The 21269-nt window shown below is 35.1% G+C and carries 21 protein-coding genes; 14 read left to right on the forward strand and 7 right to left on the reverse strand.

What is annotated here, in order from left to right; translation table 11 throughout:
* Positions 1-37: 37 nt before the first annotated feature.
* From rnjA to BCR23_RS14120, 3 genes are all read right to left on the reverse strand, one after another.
* Positions 38-1708, reverse strand: coding sequence for a ribonuclease J1 (rnjA, locus tag BCR23_RS14110; protein ID WP_069636135.1), 1671 nt, complete (start codon positions 1706-1708; stop codon positions 38-40).
* A gap of 1 nt (position 1709) precedes the next feature.
* Positions 1710-1922, reverse strand: a complete 213-nt coding sequence (locus BCR23_RS14115) for a DNA-directed RNA polymerase subunit epsilon (protein ID WP_010770914.1) — start codon at positions 1920-1922, stop codon at positions 1710-1712.
* Between the two features lie 292 nt (positions 1923-2214).
* A complete protein-coding gene (locus tag BCR23_RS14120) occupies positions 2215-2604 on the reverse strand; it encodes a YbaN family protein (protein ID WP_069636136.1) in 390 nt (129 codons plus the stop codon).
* A 195-nt stretch (positions 2605-2799) separates the two neighbouring features.
* Here BCR23_RS14120 and BCR23_RS14125 point away from each other — a divergent pair, with 195 nt between their 5' ends.
* The 4 genes from BCR23_RS14125 to BCR23_RS14140 all read left to right on the forward strand — a co-directional run bounded on the left by BCR23_RS14125 (position 2800) and on the right by BCR23_RS14140 (position 7324).
* Entirely contained in the window at positions 2800-4530 is a 1731-nt protein-coding gene (locus tag BCR23_RS14125; protein ID WP_069636137.1) for an ABC transporter ATP-binding protein, read from the forward strand.
* Positions 4527-6293, forward strand: coding sequence for a multidrug efflux ABC transporter subunit EfrB (gene efrB / locus BCR23_RS14130; RefSeq protein ID WP_069636138.1), 1767 nt, complete (start codon positions 4527-4529; stop codon positions 6291-6293). Before BCR23_RS14125 ends, efrB begins: the two co-directional genes overlap by 4 nt.
* Positions 6294-6424: 131 nt before the next feature.
* Complete coding sequence (locus BCR23_RS14135; protein WP_069636139.1) at positions 6425-6916, forward strand: gamma carbonic anhydrase family protein; 492 nt, start codon at positions 6425-6427, stop codon at positions 6914-6916.
* A 45-nt stretch (positions 6917-6961) separates the two neighbouring features.
* Positions 6962-7324, forward strand: a complete 363-nt coding sequence (locus BCR23_RS14140; RefSeq protein WP_069636140.1) for an iron-sulfur cluster biosynthesis family protein — start codon at positions 6962-6964, stop codon at positions 7322-7324.
* A 33-nt stretch (positions 7325-7357) separates the two neighbouring features.
* On the opposite strand, the gene BCR23_RS14145 is transcribed toward BCR23_RS14140, so the two are convergent.
* Both BCR23_RS14145 and BCR23_RS14150 read right to left on the reverse strand, forming a co-directional pair.
* Positions 7358-7978 (reverse strand): flavin reductase family protein, encoded by a 621-nt coding sequence (locus BCR23_RS14145; protein ID WP_069636141.1) that lies wholly within the window; start codon positions 7976-7978, stop codon positions 7358-7360.
* Between the two features lie 23 nt (positions 7979-8001).
* On the reverse strand, positions 8002-8973 hold the full coding sequence (locus BCR23_RS14150; RefSeq protein WP_069636142.1) for a ring-cleaving dioxygenase: 972 nt from the start codon (positions 8971-8973) through the stop codon (positions 8002-8004).
* A 170-nt stretch (positions 8974-9143) separates the two neighbouring features.
* Here BCR23_RS14150 and BCR23_RS14155 point away from each other — a divergent pair, with 170 nt between their 5' ends.
* From BCR23_RS14155 to BCR23_RS14195, 9 genes are all read left to right on the forward strand, one after another.
* Positions 9144-10013 carry an SPFH domain-containing protein gene (locus tag BCR23_RS14155; protein ID WP_069636143.1) on the forward strand — a complete coding sequence of 290 codons (870 nt, stop codon included), beginning with the start codon at positions 9144-9146 and terminating at the stop codon, positions 10011-10013.
* 99 nt (positions 10014-10112) lie between these two features.
* Positions 10113-10766: an HAD family hydrolase gene (locus tag BCR23_RS14160; protein ID WP_069636144.1), complete on the forward strand. Its 654-nt coding sequence runs from the start codon at positions 10113-10115 to the stop codon at positions 10764-10766.
* A 307-nt stretch (positions 10767-11073) separates the two neighbouring features.
* Complete coding sequence (gene mltG, locus BCR23_RS14165; RefSeq protein WP_069636145.1) at positions 11074-12504, forward strand: endolytic transglycosylase MltG; 1431 nt, start codon at positions 11074-11076, stop codon at positions 12502-12504.
* 257 nt (positions 12505-12761) lie between these two features.
* A complete protein-coding gene (gene greA, locus BCR23_RS14170; protein WP_069636146.1) occupies positions 12762-13235 on the forward strand; it encodes a transcription elongation factor GreA in 474 nt (157 codons plus the stop codon).
* Positions 13236-13406: 171 nt separating this feature from the next.
* Entirely contained in the window at positions 13407-14138 is a 732-nt protein-coding gene (liaF, locus tag BCR23_RS14175) for a cell wall-active antibiotics response protein LiaF (RefSeq protein WP_069636147.1), read from the forward strand.
* Positions 14135-15199 carry a sensor histidine kinase gene (locus BCR23_RS14180; protein ID WP_069636148.1) on the forward strand — a complete coding sequence of 355 codons (1065 nt, stop codon included), beginning with the start codon at positions 14135-14137 and terminating at the stop codon, positions 15197-15199. Before liaF ends, BCR23_RS14180 begins: the two co-directional genes overlap by 4 nt.
* Positions 15200-15437: 238 nt before the next feature.
* Positions 15438-16070, forward strand: a complete 633-nt coding sequence (locus BCR23_RS14185) for a response regulator (protein ID WP_069636149.1) — start codon at positions 15438-15440, stop codon at positions 16068-16070.
* Positions 16071-16254: 184 nt separating this feature from the next.
* Positions 16255-16920, forward strand: a complete 666-nt coding sequence (locus BCR23_RS14190) for a potassium channel family protein (protein WP_069636150.1) — start codon at positions 16255-16257, stop codon at positions 16918-16920.
* A gap of 109 nt (positions 16921-17029) precedes the next feature.
* The gene (locus tag BCR23_RS14195) at positions 17030-17341 is read left to right on the forward strand and encodes a HesB/YadR/YfhF family protein (protein WP_069636151.1); all 312 of its coding nucleotides are present in this window, start codon (positions 17030-17032) and stop codon (positions 17339-17341) included.
* A 65-nt stretch (positions 17342-17406) separates the two neighbouring features.
* Here BCR23_RS14195 and BCR23_RS14200 read toward each other — a convergent pair whose 3' ends face one another.
* Positions 17407-18897 carry a helix-turn-helix domain-containing protein gene (locus tag BCR23_RS14200; RefSeq protein ID WP_069636152.1) on the reverse strand — a complete coding sequence of 497 codons (1491 nt, stop codon included), beginning with the start codon at positions 18895-18897 and terminating at the stop codon, positions 17407-17409.
* A gap of 363 nt (positions 18898-19260) precedes the next feature.
* Here BCR23_RS14200 and BCR23_RS14205 point away from each other — a divergent pair, with 363 nt between their 5' ends.
* Entirely contained in the window at positions 19261-20193 is a 933-nt protein-coding gene (locus tag BCR23_RS14205) for a glycosyltransferase family 2 protein (protein WP_069636153.1), read from the forward strand.
* A 46-nt stretch (positions 20194-20239) separates the two neighbouring features.
* Here BCR23_RS14205 and BCR23_RS14210 read toward each other — a convergent pair whose 3' ends face one another.
* On the reverse strand, positions 20240-21202 hold the full coding sequence (locus tag BCR23_RS14210; RefSeq protein ID WP_069636154.1) for an NAD(P)-dependent oxidoreductase: 963 nt from the start codon (positions 21200-21202) through the stop codon (positions 20240-20242).
* Positions 21203-21269: the final 67 nt, after the last annotated feature.

The following is a 21269-nucleotide window of genomic DNA, read 5'->3' on the forward strand; positions in this document are numbered from 1 at the left end:
GGATAAAAATCCATCAACTGCTTTTTTACATATAAACTTATGAAGTCATGATCATTGGTAAAATCATTGGATGACGTTCTGTTTTTTCAAATAAGAAAGGCTGCAACGCTGTAGAAATCGCATCACACAATTTCGCTTCTGTACAATTTTCATCCCGCAAAGCTTCACGGATAGCATTGAACAACAGGCGCTGTCCTTCATGAATCATTTCACCAGATTCTCTCATATAAACAAAACCACGAGATAAAATGTCTGGACCTGCTAAAATTTCTTTATTTTTGATGTCCACTGTTGCTACAGCTAAAACTAGACCTTCTTCTGAAAGGATACGTCGATCACGTAAAACAACATTACCGATATCACCGACACCGTTCCCATCTACATAAACATCATTTGCATTAAAGTGTCCAGCAACATGAGCTTCATCAGCAGTTAAAGCTAAAACATCTCCATTTTCCATAATGAAACAATTTTCTTCTGGGACACCCACATCTTGAGCTAGCGATGCGTGGATTTTTAACATTCTAAATTCACCGTGAACAGGCACAAAGTATTTAGGTTTCATTAAACGTAACATTAATTTTTGTTCTTCTTGTCCGCCATGGCCAGAAGTATGAATGTTATTGATCTTACCATGAATAACTTCAGCACCTGCTTCTGAAAGCAAGTTGATCAAGCGGTTAACACTTGTGGTGTTTCCTGGGATAGGTGAACTTGAAAAGATCACTGTATCACCTGGTTGTACTGAAATCTGACGATGTGTTCCATTAGCGATTCGGCTTAACGCAGCCATTGCTTCGCCTTGGGAACCTGTACATAAAATCATTGTTTCGTTTGCAGGCAATTGATTTAGCTCGGATGCATCTACAAATGTACCTTTAGGTACATTAATGTAACCCAGTCGTTCGCCATTTACAATAGCGTTTTCCATGCTACGCCCAAATACTGCAATTTTACGTCCAGTTTTAACAGCAGCGTCCGCTGCTTGTTGTAGACGGAAAATATTTGAAGCAAAACTAGCAAATATAATTCGTCCGTCGATTTTTTCGAAAATCTTCAAAATAGAAGAACCAATTGTTTTTTCTGATTTTGTAAAAGTCGGGATTTCTGCATTGGTACTATCGGAAAGGAGACATAAAACACCTTCTTCACCTAATTTAGCCATGCGATGTAAGTTAGCTGGTTCACCGACAGGTGTAAAGTCAAATTTGAAATCTCCTGTTGCCACGATATTGCCTGAAGGTGTCTTAACAACTACACCTAAAGCATCAGGAATACTATGTGTTGTTCGGAAAAAGCTGACCGCTGTTTTACGGAAACGGATCACGGTATCCTCATTGATCTCATGTAACACAGCATCTCGCAATAAGCCATGTTCATCAAGTTTATTGGTAATTAAAGCTAATGCTAACGGTCCAGCATAAATTGGAATATTTGCCTGACGCAATAGATAAGGGACACCACCAATATGATCCTCATGACCGTGAGTGATAACTAAGGCTTTGACTTTATGCAGATTTTGAACGATGTAGCTATAATCTGGAATAACATAATCAATTCCAAGTAAATCATCTTCTGGAAATTTGATTCCAGCATCAATAATGATGATCTCATCTTGAAATTGAACCCCATAAGTGTTTTTTCCGATCTCGCCCAAACCACCTATAGCGAAAACGCCGGTTTCGTTGTTTTTAATATTTACTTTCATATTAAAACTCCGTTAAAGAGAATTCCGCATGTTCTTGTTCGTAAGCTAGATGATTCTCATCAAGAGCTTGAATATATTCAATGTTGTATGGGGTATTTTCTTCTACTTGTTGACGAACGATAACATCGTTTTCTGCCTCAACATAAATAGACTTTGTATCTTCTCTTTTTGGGTTTCTTGTTTTTGTTTCTTGATAATAAACTTTATAGATCATTATTTCTTCTCCTTTACCTGCCAAAGCAGTTGATTATTTATTTTTAATAATTTCTTACTGTAATTTTGAACACAACAAAATGAGGTGGTTGTCCACCTAAAAAACAATTGTCATCAAAAACATCCGTTGATGATGAAATGGAGCCTCGACTTTGCGCCACTGTCTTTGTTTTATGGAAACTTTACTATCTTTCAACCGTCCCTTGTGTTGTGCGGTACAACAATTAAACGTATTTTATCATAAATCAGCAAATAAGTATAGAAACAGACTTGCTACTTTAAAGAAAACCTTATTATTCATTTGTTTCTTCTAAAGAAGGAGCTTTCTTTTTATTAAAATACACATTTAGACCGATGAAATGGACTAAATAAACAATGGCCAGAGTCGTTGTCATAAATGGATTACGTACGATTAAACAAGGAATAGCAAAAACAACAAACAATGTGACAAACAATTTTACTCGACCAAGTGGCGTGATTTTCTTTTCTACGATAGATTCTTGAATATATTTTTGATAGTACGCTGATTCAATAAACTTTGTATACAAATAATCAGAACTACGCATCCAGAAAAAGGCCGTTAGTAGGTAAAAAATTGTTGTAGGTAAAATCGGTAGAAAAATACCGATGGTTCCTAACCCAAATGTAAGGCAACCTAAAGCAATATAAAGTATTTTTTTCATTGATTTTCATCCGTCACTTTCATTCTATATTTAGCGTAAAATTAAAGTAAGTTTCATTATAACATAGTAAAAATGGTTCGGTTTATTCTTCAATTGAAAACTGCTGAATTTTCATTTAAATATAATTTACCTGACTATTGATTTTATGCTATAGTGGGAGTACTGAATTAAAAACTAATAGTAGGAGATGATTGATTGAAATTGATGTGGCGTTACACAATGAGATATAAGAAATTGCTGTTTTTAGACTTCATTTGTGTATTTGGGTTTATTTTGATAGAACTAGGATTACCGACGATTCTTGCGAAGATGATCGATGTTGGGATTAAAAATAATGATTATGATTATGTAAAGCAACAGGGAATATTGATGATTGTAATCACTGTTATAGGCGTGATAATGAACATTATGTTAGGGTATTTCGGCGCACGAATGACAACGAATATTGTACGTGATATTCGAGATGATCTGTTTGAAAAAGTACAGACTTTTTCTCATCGCGAATATGAAACAATAGGCGTATCTTCATTGATTACAAGAACGACGAATGATGCCTACCAAATAATGTTGTTTATGGGAAATATTTTACGAATAGGTTTCATGACACCTATGATGTTTTTTGTCAGTTTATATATGGTTATGCGTACGAGTCCTTCTTTAGGTTGGTTTGTGCTAGGTTCATTGCCTTTTCTTTTAATAGCAGTTGTACTGATTGCCAAAATATCTGAGCCGTTATCAAACAAGCAACAAAAAAATCTAGATGGAATCAATGGGATTTTAAGAGAAAATCTTTCAGGTTTGAGAGTAATCCGTGCATTTGTTAATGAAAAATTCGAAGAAAGCCGTTTTAGCAAAGTAAATGAAGATTATACCAAAAGTTCTAAGAGTCTGTTTCGTTTGATGGCTGCGGCGCAACCTGGATTTTTCTTCCTATTTAATATTGTAATGGTGTTGATTATTTGGAATGGTGCGCTTCAAATTGATCAAGGGAGTTTACTTGTTGGAGATTTGATTGCTTTTATTGAGTATATTTTCCATGCACTATTTTCATTTATGTTATTTGCCAGTGTATTTATGATGTATCCTCGTGCGGCAGTTTCAGCACGTCGGATTCAAGAAGCTTTTGATATGGAGCCAGCGATTCGAGAAAATGAACAAGGTATAACAGAAACAAAAACAAAAGGCTACTTAGAATTTAAAAATGTAACATTCGCTTATCCAGGGCATTCAGAAAGTCCTGTGATCCGTAATGTTAGTTTTACAGCTTCACCAGGAGAAACCGTTGCATTTATTGGTAGTACTGGGAGTGGTAAATCTACCCTGATCCAGTTGATCCCGCGTTTTTATGATGTGTCAGAAGGAGCAGTATTGCTTGATGGAGTGGATGTACGTGAGTACAAATTAAGTACATTACGCAATAAAATCGGTTATATTCCGCAAAAAGCGTTATTGTTTACTGGAACGATTGCAGAAAATATGCGTTATGGTAAAGAAGACGCAACCATAGAAGAAATGGAATTAGCTGCAGAAATTGCGCAGGCGACAGAGTTTATTTCACAAAAACCTGACGGATATGATGAACTTTTGTCAGAAGGTGGAACCAATTTCTCTGGAGGACAAAAGCAACGTTTAGCAATTGCTAGAGCAGTGATTCGTCGTCCAGAAGTTTATATATTTGATGATAGTTTTTCAGCTTTAGATTATCAAACGGATGCGAATTTAAGAGCACGTTTGAAAAAAGAAACAACAGACGCAACTGTCTTAATTGTCGCCCAACGTGTTGGTACGATTATGCATGCAGATAAGATTGTTGTATTAAACGAAGGGGATGTTGTCGGCATTGGTACCCATCGTGAATTACTTGAGAATTGCTCTATCTACTACGATATCGCAGCTTCTCAATTGTCAGAGGAGGAATTAGCATGAAAAACGCACTTTCTTCTATCAGACGCTTAGCTAGATATATTCGACCTTACAAAGGAACATTTATTTTAGTTATCATCTTCACCATTTTAACTGTCGCATTTAACGCAGCCTTACCTTATGTTTCTGGTTTACCAATTACTGAGATTAGTAATAATGTTGCAGCAGGGGATGGATTGAACTACTCATACATTATCCAATGTTTGATTTGGATATTGATTGTTGGTCTCGGTTATTGCGCGGCTCAATTTTTATCTGGCTATTTGATGGCAGCAGTTGTTCAACATTCTATGCGTGATTTACGTCGGGATATTGATGAGAAAATCAATCGATTACCTGTTTCTTATTTTGATAAAAATCAACAAGGAAATATCTTGTCTCGTGTGACAAATGATGTAGATGCAGTTAGTAATGCCATGCAGCAAAGTTTCATCAATATTGTTTCGGCTATTCTTGGGATTGTTATGGCAGTTGCGATGATGTTTTATATCAACTGGTTGATGGCGTTGATTTCCATTATAATGATTCCTTTATCATTATTTATTTCAAAAACGATTGTCAGCATCTCACAAAAATATTTCCAAGGGATGCAAAATGCTCTTGGTGATTTAAATGGTTATGTCCAAGAAAATATGACTGGCTTTAGTGTATTAAAGCTTTACGGACGTGAAAAAGAAACCTTAGAAGGTTTTAAAAAAGTTAATCATAACTTAAATAATTTTGGTTTTAAAGCAGCTTTCATTTCTGGATTGATGCTTCCACTTGTGCAGATGACAGCATATAGTGCATACATCGGTATGGCAGTTTTAGGTAGTTACTATGTAATTACTGGTGTCATTGTAGTTGGACAATTACAAGCATTCATTCAATACATTTGGCAGATCAGTCAGCCGATGGGAAATATTACTCAATTGTCAGCAGCTTTACAAAGTGCGTCAGCTGCCACTACGCGTGTTTTTGAGATTTTGGATGAGCCGGAAGAAGAACTAAATGAACACAATGTTCCGTTACCAGAAAAAGTTCATGGTTCAGTCCAGTTTGAAAATGTCAGCTTTAGTTATGACCCTGCAAAACCATTGATTAAAAACTTGAACTTTGAAGTGAAAGCAGGTCAGACAGTTGCTATTGTTGGACCAACTGGAGCTGGGAAAACGACATTAATCAATTTACTGATGCGTTTTTATGATGTTAATGAAGGCGCCATAAAAGTTGATGGTATTGATACAAAAAAAATGGATCGAAGCGATGTACGCTCAGTCTTTGGTATGGTTTTACAAGATGCTTGGCTGTATGAAGGAACGATTGCAGACAATATCCGTTTTGGTAAATTAGATGCTACTGATTATGAAGTCGTTGATGCTGCAAAAACAGCTAATGTCGATCACTTTATTCGTACGATGCCGGATGGTTATGAGATGGAAATCAATTCAGAAGGAGACAACGTTTCCCTCGGACAAAAGCAGTTGTTGACAATTGCTAGAGCAGTGATTTCTAATCCAAGAATCTTGATACTAGATGAAGCCACAAGTTCTGTTGATACTCGTTTGGAAGCGTTGATTCAAAAAGCGATGGATCGAGTAATGGAAGGACGTACTAGTTTTGTAATTGCCCATCGTCTTTCAACAATTCGTGAAGCGGATTTGATTCTTGTGATGAACCAAGGAGAAATAATTGAAAAAGGCACACATGATGAGCTATTAGAGCAAGGCGGTTTCTATGAAAAATTATATAATAGCCAATTTGCTGAAGATGGTGACTACGATTAATAGTTGTGAAGAAAAGATACCAATTGAGGTGTCTTTTCTTTTTTTTTGAAGAATTTCTAAAAAGAATGCGTATCTATCCGAGTATGTTCTCAAATTTGATATACTTATAGATAATAGAAGAGGTGAAACAAATGACAAAAGATTATTTTATTGCAGCAAGCGCAGATGTTTATGGCAATGTGACATTAGCTAAAGATACAAGTATTTGGTTTCAATCTGTATTGAGAGGGGATAATAATTCAATTACCATCAATACAGGTAGTAATGTCCAAGACGGTACTGTAATCCATGTTGATCAGGATGCCCCTGTCGTTATTGGTGAAAATGTAACGATTGGTCATCAGTGTATGCTTCATGGCTGTACCATAGAAGATGGCGCTTTGATTGGCATGGGTTCGACGATTTTAAATCATGCAATAGTTGGGAAAAATAGCTTGATCGGTGCAGGTTCTTTAGTCACTGAAGGGACAGAAATTCCGCCTAATGTTCTAGCATTTGGACGACCAGCTAGAGTGATTCGCCCATTAACAAGAGAAGAAATTCGTAAAAATAAAGAAAATGCTGAACATTACGTTGAACGCTCAAAAGAATTTATGGCTGGGAATTATTCACGCTTAGACTAATCATAGTAGGTTTACTTTATAAGTAAAGCAGGAGGCGGTGAAAGAATGTATTTAACAGTTAGTGATGAAGCACAGGTGAAATTAACTCCTTATATTGAAAGCAAGACAGTGATTATTTTGGATCTAGATGATGGTGTTGGTAAGTATTCCAAAATGGGTGGTTGTTCACTAGATACGAGTTTCCGATTGTTGATACTGAATCAACTGCAAGATAAAACTGATTTTGATTTGACATTAGACTCAGCTATCGGTGCAATTTACATCAAGGACTACTCTAAAAGGTATTTAGATGAAGAGATGATATTAGATGTTGATCTCCGACTACAAGTATTCAAGTTGAAGGGTACAAGTGGTACCTTGGATGGAAATGTCCCTATTGTTGATTTGCGACCAGAAAAAAACGAATAAAAAAACGAGAAGGATCGCCTCCTTCTCGTTTTTTTATTCGGGTCTTTTTAAATCAAATAGATCATCAATATGTGCGTAAGTATTACCAGCTAATCGAGCAATTGGTTTGAATACTTCTGGTAAAATGTACTCATTTTCTTTATCGAAAACAGCTTCATCAAAGTGAAAATCTGTTATCTCCACAATAAATAAATCAGTAATCACTTGGTTTTCATGATTTTTAACTGGTACATATTGATGGAGACGTCCTTCCATTCGAATCGGTGCTGCTTTTATTCCTGGAACATCTACAGAGTTGCTTGCAGTGGTTCTGATTTGATTAAGACTGATCTCACTTTGGTCGGGATCTAAAGAAGCAGCTGTTTTATTCATAGATTCAACAACCTGATCGTTGATCAAGTGGATCACAAGTTCTTTTGTGTCTAAAATATTTCTAGCCGTATCTTTTATTTCACCATTCCGCCTGAGAATTGATAACGTTACTAATGGAATGTCAGCTGCAGCAGCATTGAAAAAACTAAAAGGTGCAGCATTTACAACTTGTTTATTTTTATTTAGCGTTGTCACCCACGCAATTGGACGAGGAATGATACTACCGGATAGAAATTTATAAGCCTGTTTTGATGATAAATATTTTGCAGAATAATGCAGCATTAGACTTCTCCAATCCTCAGTTATTAACGCGGTTTATTCGCATCAGAAGTATCAAATGGTCGAACGAATTCTTCGATTTCTTTTCGTTTGCTTTCTAAAAATGGTGGTAAAGAAATTTTTTCACCAGCATTTTCATAGGTTTCGTCTTCTAAGAAACCTGGTCCATCAGTTGCTAATTCAAATAAAATATGTGGAGCGGCTCTGAAATACTCAGATTTAAAGTAAAAACGCTCAACAAAACCAGAATGCGGGAATTGTAATTGATTGATTTTATCAATCCAGAAACGCAAAGCTTCTTGATCTGTGACACGAAGTGCTAGGTGATGAACATTACCAAAACCTTCTTGAGCTTCTGGAAGATCGTCACGATGTTCCACAATAATACTTGCCCCGTTACCACCTTCGCCAACTTCAAATAAATGAAAACTTCCCTGAGCATCTACTAATTTAAATCCTAAAACCCCAACTAAAACACGTTGCATATGTTCAAAATCTGACACCGTTACAAAGACTGGACCTAATCCAACCAATGCGTGTTCAGCAGGTATATTCGCTTTTTTCCAAGGAATGCCACTAGGGACTCCTTGATTATTTTCATCTGATATCAATTGATATCTTTGGTTATCGAAGTCTTCAAATTCTAGATATTTTTTACCAAAACGTTCTTGAATCTCGCCATGTTCAATCTTATTTTCATTGAAGCGCTCAATCCAGTAATCTAAAGAGGCATCGCTTTTAACACGAAAAGATGTCCGAGAAATTGAATTTGTTCCTTTAGAACCTTTTGGGATTCCTGGGAAATCAAAAAATGTCATATCTGTCCCTGCTGATCCAAGGTCATCGGTAAAATAAAGATGATAAGTTTCGATATCATCCTGATTAACTGTTTTTTTTATTAATCGTAATCCTAAAACATCAGTAAACAGGCGATAGATTTTTTCTGCACTTGATGTTATTGCTGTAACGTGATGAATGCCGTGAATTTTTGTATCCATGATATAAACCCTCCAAATTGATAATTATTTTTTCAATTAACTTACTAAAAGTAAGTATAAACTGAAACGATCAGATAAGCAACTATTTTGTTTCTCCTTAACTATTGATAGAAGATATAAAGAAGAGTAAGATAGGGATACTAAGTTGGTAAAGAAAGTAGGATAAAGTGATGGAAGAGAAAAAAACGTTTCATGTTAACGGTTATATTGCCTTAGTCATTTTAGTTATCTTGATTATTATTGGCGGATATTATTTTTATTTTGGAGTCACAAATGAAAGTATTGCAATGATTGCGATTAGTTTGGTTTTATGGGTGATTTCTGGTTTATTTTTAAGCTCATTAACGATAGTTAGTCCAAACCAAGCTAAAGCAATTTTGTTTTTCGGACAGTATCTAGGAACGATCAAAGATAATGGTCTTTTTATAACGACACCATTGACTCAAAAAATCAACGTCTCATTAAAAGTACGAAATTTTAACAGCTCATTGCTTAAAGTGAATGATTCAGACGGAAATCCAGTTGAAATTTCTGCAGTTGTTGTTTTTAAAGTCGTTGATACAGCCAAAGCTTTGTTTGATGTTGACCGTTATCAAGATTTTATAGAAATCCAAAGTGAAACAGCTATTCGCCACATTGCTACACAATACCCGTATGATACCTTTAATGAAGATGATTTAACTTTACGAGGAAATACAACTGAAGTTTCAGAAGAGATGGCGAAAGAATTACAAGAACGTTTAGCCGTTGCAGGGGTTGAAGTCATCGAAACTCGCTTAAATCACTTAGCGTATGCCACTGAAATCGCTAGTGCAATGTTGCAAAGACAACAAGCTAAAGCCATTCTTTCTGCAAGACAAATCATTGTTGAAGGTGCGGTATCTATGACACAAATGGCTTTAGAACAAATCGAAGGTGGACAAGAAATCGACTTTACTGATGATCGTAAAGTTCAATTGATCAACAATCTTCTAGTATCAATTATTACTGATAAAGGCACACAACCAGTTATCAACACTGGTGAAGTTCACGAACGATAGAAATAAATACAAGAGACAGAAGATCTTAATTGGTGATCGTCTGTCTCTAATGCTAATCTGAAGACTGAACTTGGTTGGACAAAAGAAAGTGAGTTTTTTATGCTGTATAAAACGATTTTATTTGATTTAGACGGAACGATCACAGATTCTGGCGAAGGGATCATTCATTCTGTTGTTTATGCGTTAAAAAAAATGGATTTAAAAGTACCAAAGCAAACGGAGCTTTATTCTTTTATTGGTCCTCCTTTGAATGAATCATTTAAAAAAATGTATCGTTTAGATACACAATCAACTGAACAAGCTGTTGAGTATTACCGTGACTATTATAAGGAAAAAGGGATGTATGAAAATCGTGTGTATAAAGGAGTTACCGAACTCTTAGAGGCATTAACAAAAGCTGGATGTCGTTTGTATATTGCGACATCTAAGCCGGAAGTCTATGCAAAAAAGATCCTAGATCACTTTGGTTTAGCAAGTTATTTTAAAGGGGTCTATGGTGCTAGTTTGAATGGTGAACGTTCGAAAAAAGGGGATGTTATTCACTATGCACTAGACGAAGCTAAGATTACTAATTTAAAAGAAACGGTTATGATCGGTGATCGCAGTCACGACATAGAGGGAGCCAAAGAAAATGAATTAGCCAGTATCGGTGTGTTGTATGGATTCGGTGATGCAGCAGAGCTAGAAGCTGCAGGAGCGTCCATTATTGTTAAAACACCCAGAGAAATAGAAAATATAATCATAAAAAGTTAAAAAAATTTAAGGAAATATAGATCGGTTGATAAAAAATGTGAGAATTGAAATGGTCTATTGAAGAAAAAAGGAATGGAATGACCTTTCATTGAGAGTACTTCAGTGGATATTCGTAAATATTCTTTTTGCATATTTTAAGTGTCAATAAGAGGCTAGGGACAGGAGTTCTAAGTCTCTTTTTTGATCAAAATTTGTGAACAAATCTTACAAGTTAGTGACTTTTCTTTAAATAAGTTTAAATTTAAAAAGCTTTCATGTATAATGGTTAAAGTTAAAGAAGAGATATAGAAAGTAAGGAGGATTTGTTTTGGCAGACGATAACCAAAATAAACAAGATCATTCCACATCTTCATTTAAAGATCAGGTCTTGCGTTCTTTGCGTGGAGAAGAGATTGGAAATGATAGTTCAGCTTCCTCTGAACACAAGGCTCAGAGCCTATCACAGCACAATGAAGCAGAATATAATAGAACAGATAGTTCACCGTATAGTAACCAAAGCGAGCCGGCAAAACCAGTTGAGATGGAATCTGTAGGTTCACGTAGCACAGAGCACCAGTCAAGGCGAGCAGGGCAAGGTCAACCGAATGAGCCAGAGGAATTTGGGAACTCATTGGGATCTAATAACGAGAATAAGAGCAAACAAACTAGAAAAAAAGAAGATCGAATTGTTAGTCGGATTGTCTTGATCGTTGCATCTGTTTTATTATTAGTGATTGCAATTTTCGGCTTTACTTTTTATAAGTATGTCGATGCAGGATTGCAGCCATTAGACAAAAAGGATACTAAATTGGTTCAGGTACACATCCCAGAAGATTCCTCTAATAAGAAAATTGCCAATATTTTAGAAGAAACTAAAGTCATTAAAAGTGGAATAATCTTTAATTATTATGCAAAATTTAAAAATTTGACTGATTTTCAAGCTGGCTACTATCAAATGTCGCCAAATATGACATTAGACGAAATTGGTGCACTTTTAAGAGAGGGTGGGACGGCAGAACCAACTCAGATTGCAGATGGAAAAGTCACGATTCCAGAAGGCTATGATATTGATAAAATCGGAGATGCCGTTGAAAAAAATACTGATTACAATAAAAAACAATTTATCGAATTGATGAAAAATCAAGAATTTTTCGATACAATGAAACAAAAATATCCAGAATTGTTGGCAAGTGCCGCTGAGGCAAAAGATGTTCGCTATCGCTTGGAGGGCTATTTATTCCCAGCGACCTATGATTATTACAAAGAGTTAAAGTTAGAAGATTTTGTAGATAAGATGATTGCCAAGACCAATAGTGTGATTGAACCGTTTATCCCAATGGTTCATTCTAAAGGTATGACGATTCAACAAGTGTTGACACTAGCTTCATTAGTTGAAAAAGAAGGTGTGAAAGAAGAGGATCGTAAGAAAATTGCTCAAGTCTTCTTTAATCGTATTGCAGCAAACATGCCTTTACAGTCAGATATTTCCATCCTTTATGCTTTAGGTGAGCATAAAGAATTAGTATCTTATACAGATTTAGAAGTAGATTCACCCTATAATTTATACAAAAACACTGGTTATGGACCAGGACCTTTAGACAGTCCTAGTGAGCAAGCAATAAATGCCGTATTAAATCCAATACAAAATAATTATCTCTATTTTGTTGCTGATATCTCAACTGGAGATGTTTATTTTGCTGAAACGTACGAACAGCATCAAGTGCTTGTAGCTAAATATGTAAATAAAGAAACTGAATAAAATAAATAAAGTTTAAGTTTGCGTACTATATTACGAGCCAACCTAGTTGATGGGCGGCTCGTTTCGCTTTCCTTATCCTTAAAGAGAAGAGTGTAATAGGCTTAGTTAGGCTATAAACTTTTTAGCAGAATTATAAAAATTGAGTGAATATTATTTACAATTTGCTTAAAGCGTGGTACTCTTTTCTGGATTGAAAGCGGAATTTTTCAATGAAAACAAAATATGACATTGTAGTAAGTTAAGAAGGAGAAAATAACATGGCAGAAAAAGTATTTCCTATGACACTTGAAGGAAAAGAAAAATTAGAACAAGAATTAGAAGAACTAAAGACAGTTAAACGAAAAGAAATCGTTGAACGTATAAAAATTGCGAGAAGCTTTGGTGATCTATCAGAAAACTCTGAGTACGAATCAGCTAAAGATGAGCAAGCCTTTGTAGAAGGTCGAATCACAACCCTAGAAAATATGATTCGTTTTGCACAAATCATTGATAATGATGGTGTAGATTCAGATGAAGTTTCTATTGGAAAAACAGTAACATTTATTGAATTACCAGACGGCGAAGAGGAAGAATATACAATTGTTGGAAGTGCAGAAGCAGATCCTTTTTCTGGTAAAATATCAAATGATTCACCGATTGCTCAAGCGTTGATCGGTAAATGTTTAAATGACCAAGTAGTTATTGCTACTCCTGGTGGAGATATGCAAGTAAAGATCACGAAGGTTAGCTAATTAACAACAATAAATTTTTTCAACTGAAGAATTGTACGAGGATAGGACGCTTTGTCCCATCCTCGTTTTGCTGAAAAATTAGGGCTAAAGTCCTATAGTAAAATGGGGCTTGAGCAACTAACATTAATATGGGAATCAGGCTATACTAATTTCATAGGAAGGGGGATTATCATGAATAACCCATGGCGTTTTTTTATTGTAGTGGAAGCATTACTTTTTATTTTGGCATTATGGCAAATTTTACATAACCCAGGTCTAGTTGTTTTGTTAGTATTGGGTATCTTAAGTGTTATTTATGCAATGAAAAAAACTCATCGCAGTCATTTCAACAACTTTCAGCTAGTGTTGGGGGTCATCTTGATTTTGATTGGAGTGATGAATAGTCCTGGATTTTGGTTGATGTTAGTTTTTGGTGTTTTATTTATTGGTTTAAAAGGAGTAGAAATTGCTGGCGTTGATATCACCCAACGAGCTCCTTGGAGAAAAAAACAGATGATTATGGTTGAAACAACAAATGTTGAACCAAAAAGCGGGCGACGATTCAAACGTCCCTGGTTTGCTAATGAACGCATCGGCAGTAACGTTTATGAGTGGGATGACATCAACATCGACATTCTTTCGGGCGATACTATTGTTGATTTGGGCAATACATTGTTACCTAAAGATGATAGTATTATTATTATTCGTAAAGGGTTTGGTCGCACAAGGATTTTAGTTCCCGTAGGAGTTGGGGTGTCATTGGAACATTCAACTTTTTATGGAAATGTTAACTTTGAAGAAGAAAAATATCATCTTAAAAATGAATCATTAAAAGTTTATAGCAATGATTTTGATACGAATAATCGTCGCTTAAAAATTATCACCAACGCATTAGTCGGAGACGTAGAGGTGATTCGTGTATGATGGGTAAGATTTCTCGACAGATGCTTTCTTTATACGCTGCGTGCAGCACGTTTATTGTTGTTTTACTTACCCTATTTTCATATTTTTATTCGATTAAGCAGAAAAATTGGATGTTGGAATTGATTCAAAGGAAAGTTTTTTATATTCCCTTGATTTTCCATATCATTTTGATTTCACTTTTGGTAGGCTTGTCTACTTTTTTACTCGCATCAATTGTACAAAAAGCACAATATGGTAGAATTGAGGAAAAATTACGTTTACTCGCGAGAGGAAGTTACGAAAACACAATTATAACGAAGGCTGTGCCGCATGCCAGTAATGATCAGTATATTGGTGAAGTCGATCAAGATATTTTTAAAATCAGCACGAAATTATTAGAAATGTCAAAAGAACTGCAATTATTGAATAGTCGTCCACAAATAATGGATGGGGAAACAAAAGAAGAAATCTTAGAAGCAGAACGACATAGGCTGGCTAGAGAGCTTCATGATTCCGTCAGTCAGCAACTATTTGCAGCAATGATGATGCTCTCTGCTTTAAATGAACAAGCACAACGAAGTGAAACCCCAGAGATGTTTCGTAAACAGTTGGTGACCGTGACAGATATTATTAATGCTTCACAATCTGAGATGCGTGCATTGTTGTTGCACTTACGCCCAGTGAGCTTAGAAGGAAAAAGCTTACGTCAAGGGATAGAACAACTGTTAAAAGAGCTACAAACAAAAATCAAAATTGAATTAACTTGGGATGTTGAAGATGTTCATTTAAATAGTAGTATCGAGGATCATTTATTTAGAATTGTGCAGGAATTGTTATCTAATACACTGCGACATGCCAAGGCAAAAGAACTTGAAGTATATCTGCATCAAGTGGATAAAAATGTTTTATTGCGCTTGGTAGATGATGGTGTTGGATTTGATATGAATGAAAATGATAATAAAGCTGGCAGCTATGGCTTAAAAAATATTCGTGAGCGTGTAGCTGGTATGGGCGGCATTGTTAAGATAATCAGTTTTAAAGGACAAGGAACAAGTGTTGAGATTCAAGTGCCTGTAATCTAGCTTCTCGGAAAAAAGATAAAACCTGAATGTGGCCAAGAGCGCCACTTTCATTTTTTCCTATTTTTCAGACAAGGCTGAACGAGCTCGTTCAGCATTTGTATTATCTAGCTTCACGAGCTAGCCTTTCGGAAAAAAGATAAAACCTGAATGTGGCTAAGAGCGCCACTTTCATTTTTTCCTATTTTTCAGACAAGGCTGAACGAGCTCGTTCAGCTTTAAATTTAAGGAGGAATAACAAGTGATCAAAGTAATGTTAGTGGATGACCATGAAATGGTAAGGTTAGGCGTGTCCTCTTATTTATCGATTCAAGAAGATATTGAAGTGGTTGGGGAAGCGGAAAATGGACGGATTGGTTATGAAAAAGCGTTAGAGTTACGACCAGATGTTATTTTGATGGATCTAGTCATGGATGAGATGGATGGAATTGAATCAACGAAAGCGATTTTAAAAGATTGGCCGCAAGCACGAATTATTATTGTTACTAGTTTTATTGATGATGAAAAAGTTTATCCAGCAATTGAAGCTGGAGCTGCAGGATATCTTTTGAAGACCTCAACTGCTCATGAGATTGCAGATGCGATTCGTGCTATTTCAAGAGGGGAACGTGTATTAGAGCCAGAAGTGACAACCAAAATGATGGAACGTCTGACAAAAAAACATGAACCTGTACTTCACGAGGATTTGACAAACAGAGAACATGAAATTTTGATGCTTATTGCTAAAGGCCGTAGCAATCAAGAAATTGCAGATGAATTGTTTATTACGCTGAAAACTGTTAAAACTCATGTCTCAAACATTTTAGCTAAATTGGATGTAGAAGACCGTACACAAGCTGCTATTTATGCATTTCAGCATGGATTAGCAAAATAATAGAATTATATTTTTAACTCTGGATTGAAGTGAATTAGCATGTCTTATTCACTTTTTTTTATTTATAAAGATGAGAAGAATACAAATTGTGGGAACAAGTTAAGACGTACTTGATCTCAGTTTCTGTTCAATTATCAGTGTGTTTGTTATACTTAAATCAAATATAATGCTAGGAGAAATAAAAATGAAGCAAAATTATGCAATTATTGGCTTAGGAAGATTTGGAGGCAGTATTTGTCAAACATTGATAGAATCTGGTCAAGAAGTGTTAGCTATTGATAGTAACGAAGATCGAGTGAATGAATATATGAATATAGCGACACATGCCGTTGTTGCTAATGCTCAAGATGAGACAACGTTGCGATCTTTAGGGATTCGTAATTTCGATCATGTAGTTGTTGCCATAGGCGAGGATATCCAAGCAAGTATCTTGGTGACTTTAATGGTGAAAGAAATGGGTGTGCCAAATGTTTTAGCAAAAGCGGTAAATGAGTATCATGCAAGAGTATTAGATAAAATCGGTGCTGATCTAGTTGTTCACCCAGAACGGGACATGGGAATCAGAGTAGCACATAAATTAGTTTCTAAAAATATTTTAGATTATATTGAATTGTCAAATGAAGTATCTTTGGCAGAAATTCACGTGTCTAATCCGAAGTTTTATGGCAAGACACTAGCTGAACTGAATTTTCGTCAACGCTTTGGTTTGACAGTGGTTGCTATACGACGTTCGAAATCTGAAGTCATTACATCGCCAGCCGCACAAGAAATGGTCAGAGAAAACGACAATTTATTAGTAGTTGGTGAAACGGAAGATGTTGATTTGTTAGATGAAAAAATGAATGAATAAGTCTAGGCAATTTATACTCTGAAAATCAAACTCTATGCTAAAATAACAAGAGTGGTAGGAAGCTTTGCAGCATAGTCTGCCATGCTTTTATGTTGGGAGGAAATTGAAGATGAAATTAACGATTACACCACGTGCGCAAAAATGGTTCAAAGAAGAAGTAGGTGTTACCTCAAAGAGCGGTATTCGCTTTTACGGGAAAATTTATGGCAAAACAGATGTACATGAAGGTTTTTCAATAGCAATGTCAGTGGAAGCTCCTGATCAACCATTAATTAAAGAAGTAATTGATGGGATCACTTACTTTATTGAAGAAACAGATGATTGGTTCTTTAAAGGTTATGATTTATTGGTAGACTATGATGAAGAAGCAGATGAGCCAAAATATGTCTTCGCTGAAAACAAGGAAGACTTGAAGCAATAGAAGCTAATAAAATATATAGAAAAAAGAAGAAACAAAAGCGTGCTTTACTTTTGTTTCTTCTTTTTTTATTTAACAATGAAAGAAATCGATTTTTCTGTATACTTTGTATGTAACAAATCTATAAGGCTAACCTGATAATCCAACGCAGGCGACAATGGGATGATTTTGAAGTTTCCATCTTGTTTGACCGTAGTTGGTAACAATAGTTTTGATGTAGCTATGTAAAAATCGTAGTCCTCATCGGAAGTCGAAGTAACAAATGAGACAGAAATAAAAGAAATTTGTTCTAAGAAGTCAAAGAGTGACTGTAGAAAAATAGCATTAGGTGACAAAATAATTCCCACATTCAATCGATATTGCGTATTACTTCGTTCGTAAAAAGGAAGTAGTAAAAATGAACAAATATACACTAAATCCTCCAAGCAATTTTTAATCCAAGCAAATTCAGGCTTCAAAATAAGTTCATTTAGAAAGGTTCTAACCTTTTTAGAAAGATGCTTGTATAAAGGATTTTGATCTCTGATGTATGTCTCCATAAAATTTATAGCCAAGGGCAATGAATCTTCTAAAACTGAATGATTCAAAAATGTTGTGAAAATATTAATGTTTAGTAAATCCTTTTCGCTAGCAGACAGTTTTTTTTCTGAGAATAAAGGGAGATAGAATGTTTCAAACTGCTCAATTAAATTACCTAGAGGCTGCTTATTGCTTCCCATATATTCTTTTACATAACTGATTCTTGGATCGTCTGCATAGAAGTAAATACTCCAGTAAAACATCATAAATGAAAGGAAAGTTGATTCTCTATCTATGTACTCTTGAGATTGTTTTGAATACTCTAGCTCTCTAATAAATGCAGCATTTGTTTTAGGAAATATTAAGTTTTTAAATGGAGGTTCCATAATAAAATGTTTCTTTTTGATTCGTAATTTGGAGATGGTAGTTAGTAAGTACCATTCTCTAGGTTCAGCATAAGTCATCCATTGATGATCTTCTTGATCGAACAAGTCAATTCCTCGTTTTGATTCATCCAAAGCTAAAAAAAGATCTTCGCCATAAGATGCGATCCAAAAGAAGTTTAAATACACAATACGAATCAAGTTCTCTTTTCCCGTAAGTCGAAGTTGTGTACAGTTTAATTGTAAATTGAAAGTCTTTAAGTAATTAATTAATGGTTGCAGTCTACGTATAATAGAGGCACGACTGATGAAGTGATCATTACAAAAGTTTTCTAATGTGTAATTTCTTTCTAAAATTGTTGCTAGTAAAAATTTGTAAGGTAAACTTTTTCGGAATAAAAATTGAAGATAGGGTATATCTCGTAATACCGATGTATCTACCTGTACTTTCCCCTGATCGTTTAATAGCTCAAAGCCTTGTTTTTCCATAAGATCCTCATGTATTTCAGAGAATAAAGAATTCAAACGAGCATAAGAAAAATCTGTGGTTTGTTCGAAATAGTGAACACTATATGTGCCGTCAGCAGTCGATAATAATTGATTAAAGACACTGATTTTACGTAAAGCAACATCATCTAATAATATGTCTTCTAGCATATCTACTCTCCCCTCGATAATTGATTAACTATTTTATTGAAAGATATGTGTTTGGTTAAAATAAATATATCATGAAAAGCTCCTTTGCTATAATAGCTATTTAATTGAGAAATTACAATTATAAACAAAAAAAATGATCGTTATTTAAAGTTAAATTAATGTAATTATAGAATATATATAATTTTTCTTGTAATTTGTTTTTTGAAATATCGTTTATTTCATAATAATGTATATTTAATTAGCTATTGTTGTACATGGGTATGAAATCACAAGTTTAATAAATAGTTTACGCACGATTTCTTTATTATTATGTAAGGGATGTATGTTATAATCAAAAAAGAATAATTTTTTGGAGGAAGTTTTATGCTATCGATTATTGTCCCTTGTTACAATGAAGAGGAGTCAATTCCGTTGTTTTTTGAAGAAGTGGAGAAAATAAGTGCCCAAATTCAACAAAACATAGAATACATATTTATTAATGACGGATCGAAAGACAACACTTTAGATACGTTAAGAAAGCTATATAAAGAACATCCTGAAAAAGTTCGTTATCTTTCTTTTTCTAGAAACTTTGGGAAAGAAGCTGGCTTATACGCAGGTCTTAAAGAAGCTCGCGGCAGTTTAGTTACTGTAATGGATGTTGATTTGCAGGATCCGCCTGAGTTATTACCGAAAATGATCCAAATGCTAGAGGAAAATAAAGAGTTGGATTGCGTTGGTACAAGACGTGGTGATCGAGAAGGAGAGCCGCCTATTCGTAGTTTCTTTGCTAAGATGTTTTATCGATTGGTGAACAGGATTGGCGAAACAGAAATGGTTGATGGTGCTAGAGATTTTCGTCTAATGACACGTCAAATGGTTGATGGAATTTTAGAATTAACAGAATACAACCGTTTTTCAAAAGGAATTTTTAGTTGGGTTGGTTTTAACACAGAGTATATTTCTTATGAAAATCGCGAAAGAGTAGCTGGATCTACTTCGTGGTCTTTCTGGAGTTTATTGAGTTATTCTATTGATGGCATTGTTAACTTTTCAGAAGTACCCTTAAATTTGGCATCTTATGTTGGTGCTTTTTCATGTGTGGGATCAGTGATTACAATGCTTGTTATTTTCTTTAGAACGATCATTAAAGGAGACCCTACAAGTGGTTGGCCATCTATGGTTTGTATTATTTTGTTTGTAGGTGGACTACAGTTGCTTTGCCTTGGAATTATTGGGAAGTACATTGGTAAAATTTTCTTAGAGACTAAAAAACGTCCGATCTATCTAGTGAAGGAAACAGAAAAAGATCAATAATAAAAATGCAGCTTTGAAATTCAATTTTCAAAGCTGCATTTTCTGTTTAATAACGTTGTCGTAAATCTATCTTATTTTTAGATAACGTTTTATCAGTCAAAAACTGCTTAAGATTTTTCATGAATATACTTAGTAATTGTGTCTTAAATTCAGGGGTTAGCCCTGAAATATGAGGGGTAATTAAAACATTATCCATCCTCCATAAAGGGCTGTCTTCAGGTAAAGGCTCCTCTTCAAAAACATCTAAAGCAGCGAAACTTATCTTGCCCGCGTATAATGCCTGAATCAGGTCGCTAGTATTAACTGAAGCACCTCGACCAACATTGACAAACACAGTTCCAGATTTCATTGCAAGGAACATCCGCTCATTGTACATTTGATAAGTATCATCAGTTAAAGGAACTATATTGACAATAATATCCATTTCATTAACGATGCGACTCATGTTTTTATGTGAATAGCATTCGATAAATCCGTTTGTTGGATGACCAGAAGTATTTACTCCATAAACTTCGATCCCTAAACCTTTTGCGAAAATAGCAAGTTGTTGTCCTATATGTCCAGTTCCAACAATCATCATTTTTTGTGCGGATAGTTGACGGTAAGAGATGTTATTTCTTGTCCATTTCTGTTTTTCTTGATTGGTAATGCTAGTACGAATACCTCGAAATTCGGATAGTAAAACACCTAAAACATGTTCAGAAATGGAGATACTATGAATACCGCTAGAGTTGGACAATAAAATCTCTTTTTCCCAGAAACAGTCCAAATCATACATGTCAACGCCGGCAGAAATCGATTGAACCCATTTCAATTGGCTAGTATCCGATGCTAATAAACGTTGACCTAAATCAGCGTTCCAACCTAACATAATTTCAATATCGTCTTCAATCATTTGAGGTGATTTTCGTGTGGAATCAATAATAATATACTCAGGAGCTGCTTGTCTAATAGTTTCAACTTGTTCTTCGTTTAGTTGTTCAAAAAGATAGATTATCGGTTTTCCCATGTTGATTCCCCCTTTGCTCATCTATTGTACCAAAAAAGCATTCAAACAAAAAAAGATTGAACTACTC

Source organism: Enterococcus quebecensis (genome assembly GCF_001730365.1).
In the GTDB taxonomy this organism is placed as follows: Bacteria; Bacillota; Bacilli; order Lactobacillales; family Enterococcaceae; genus Enterococcus_L; species Enterococcus_L quebecensis.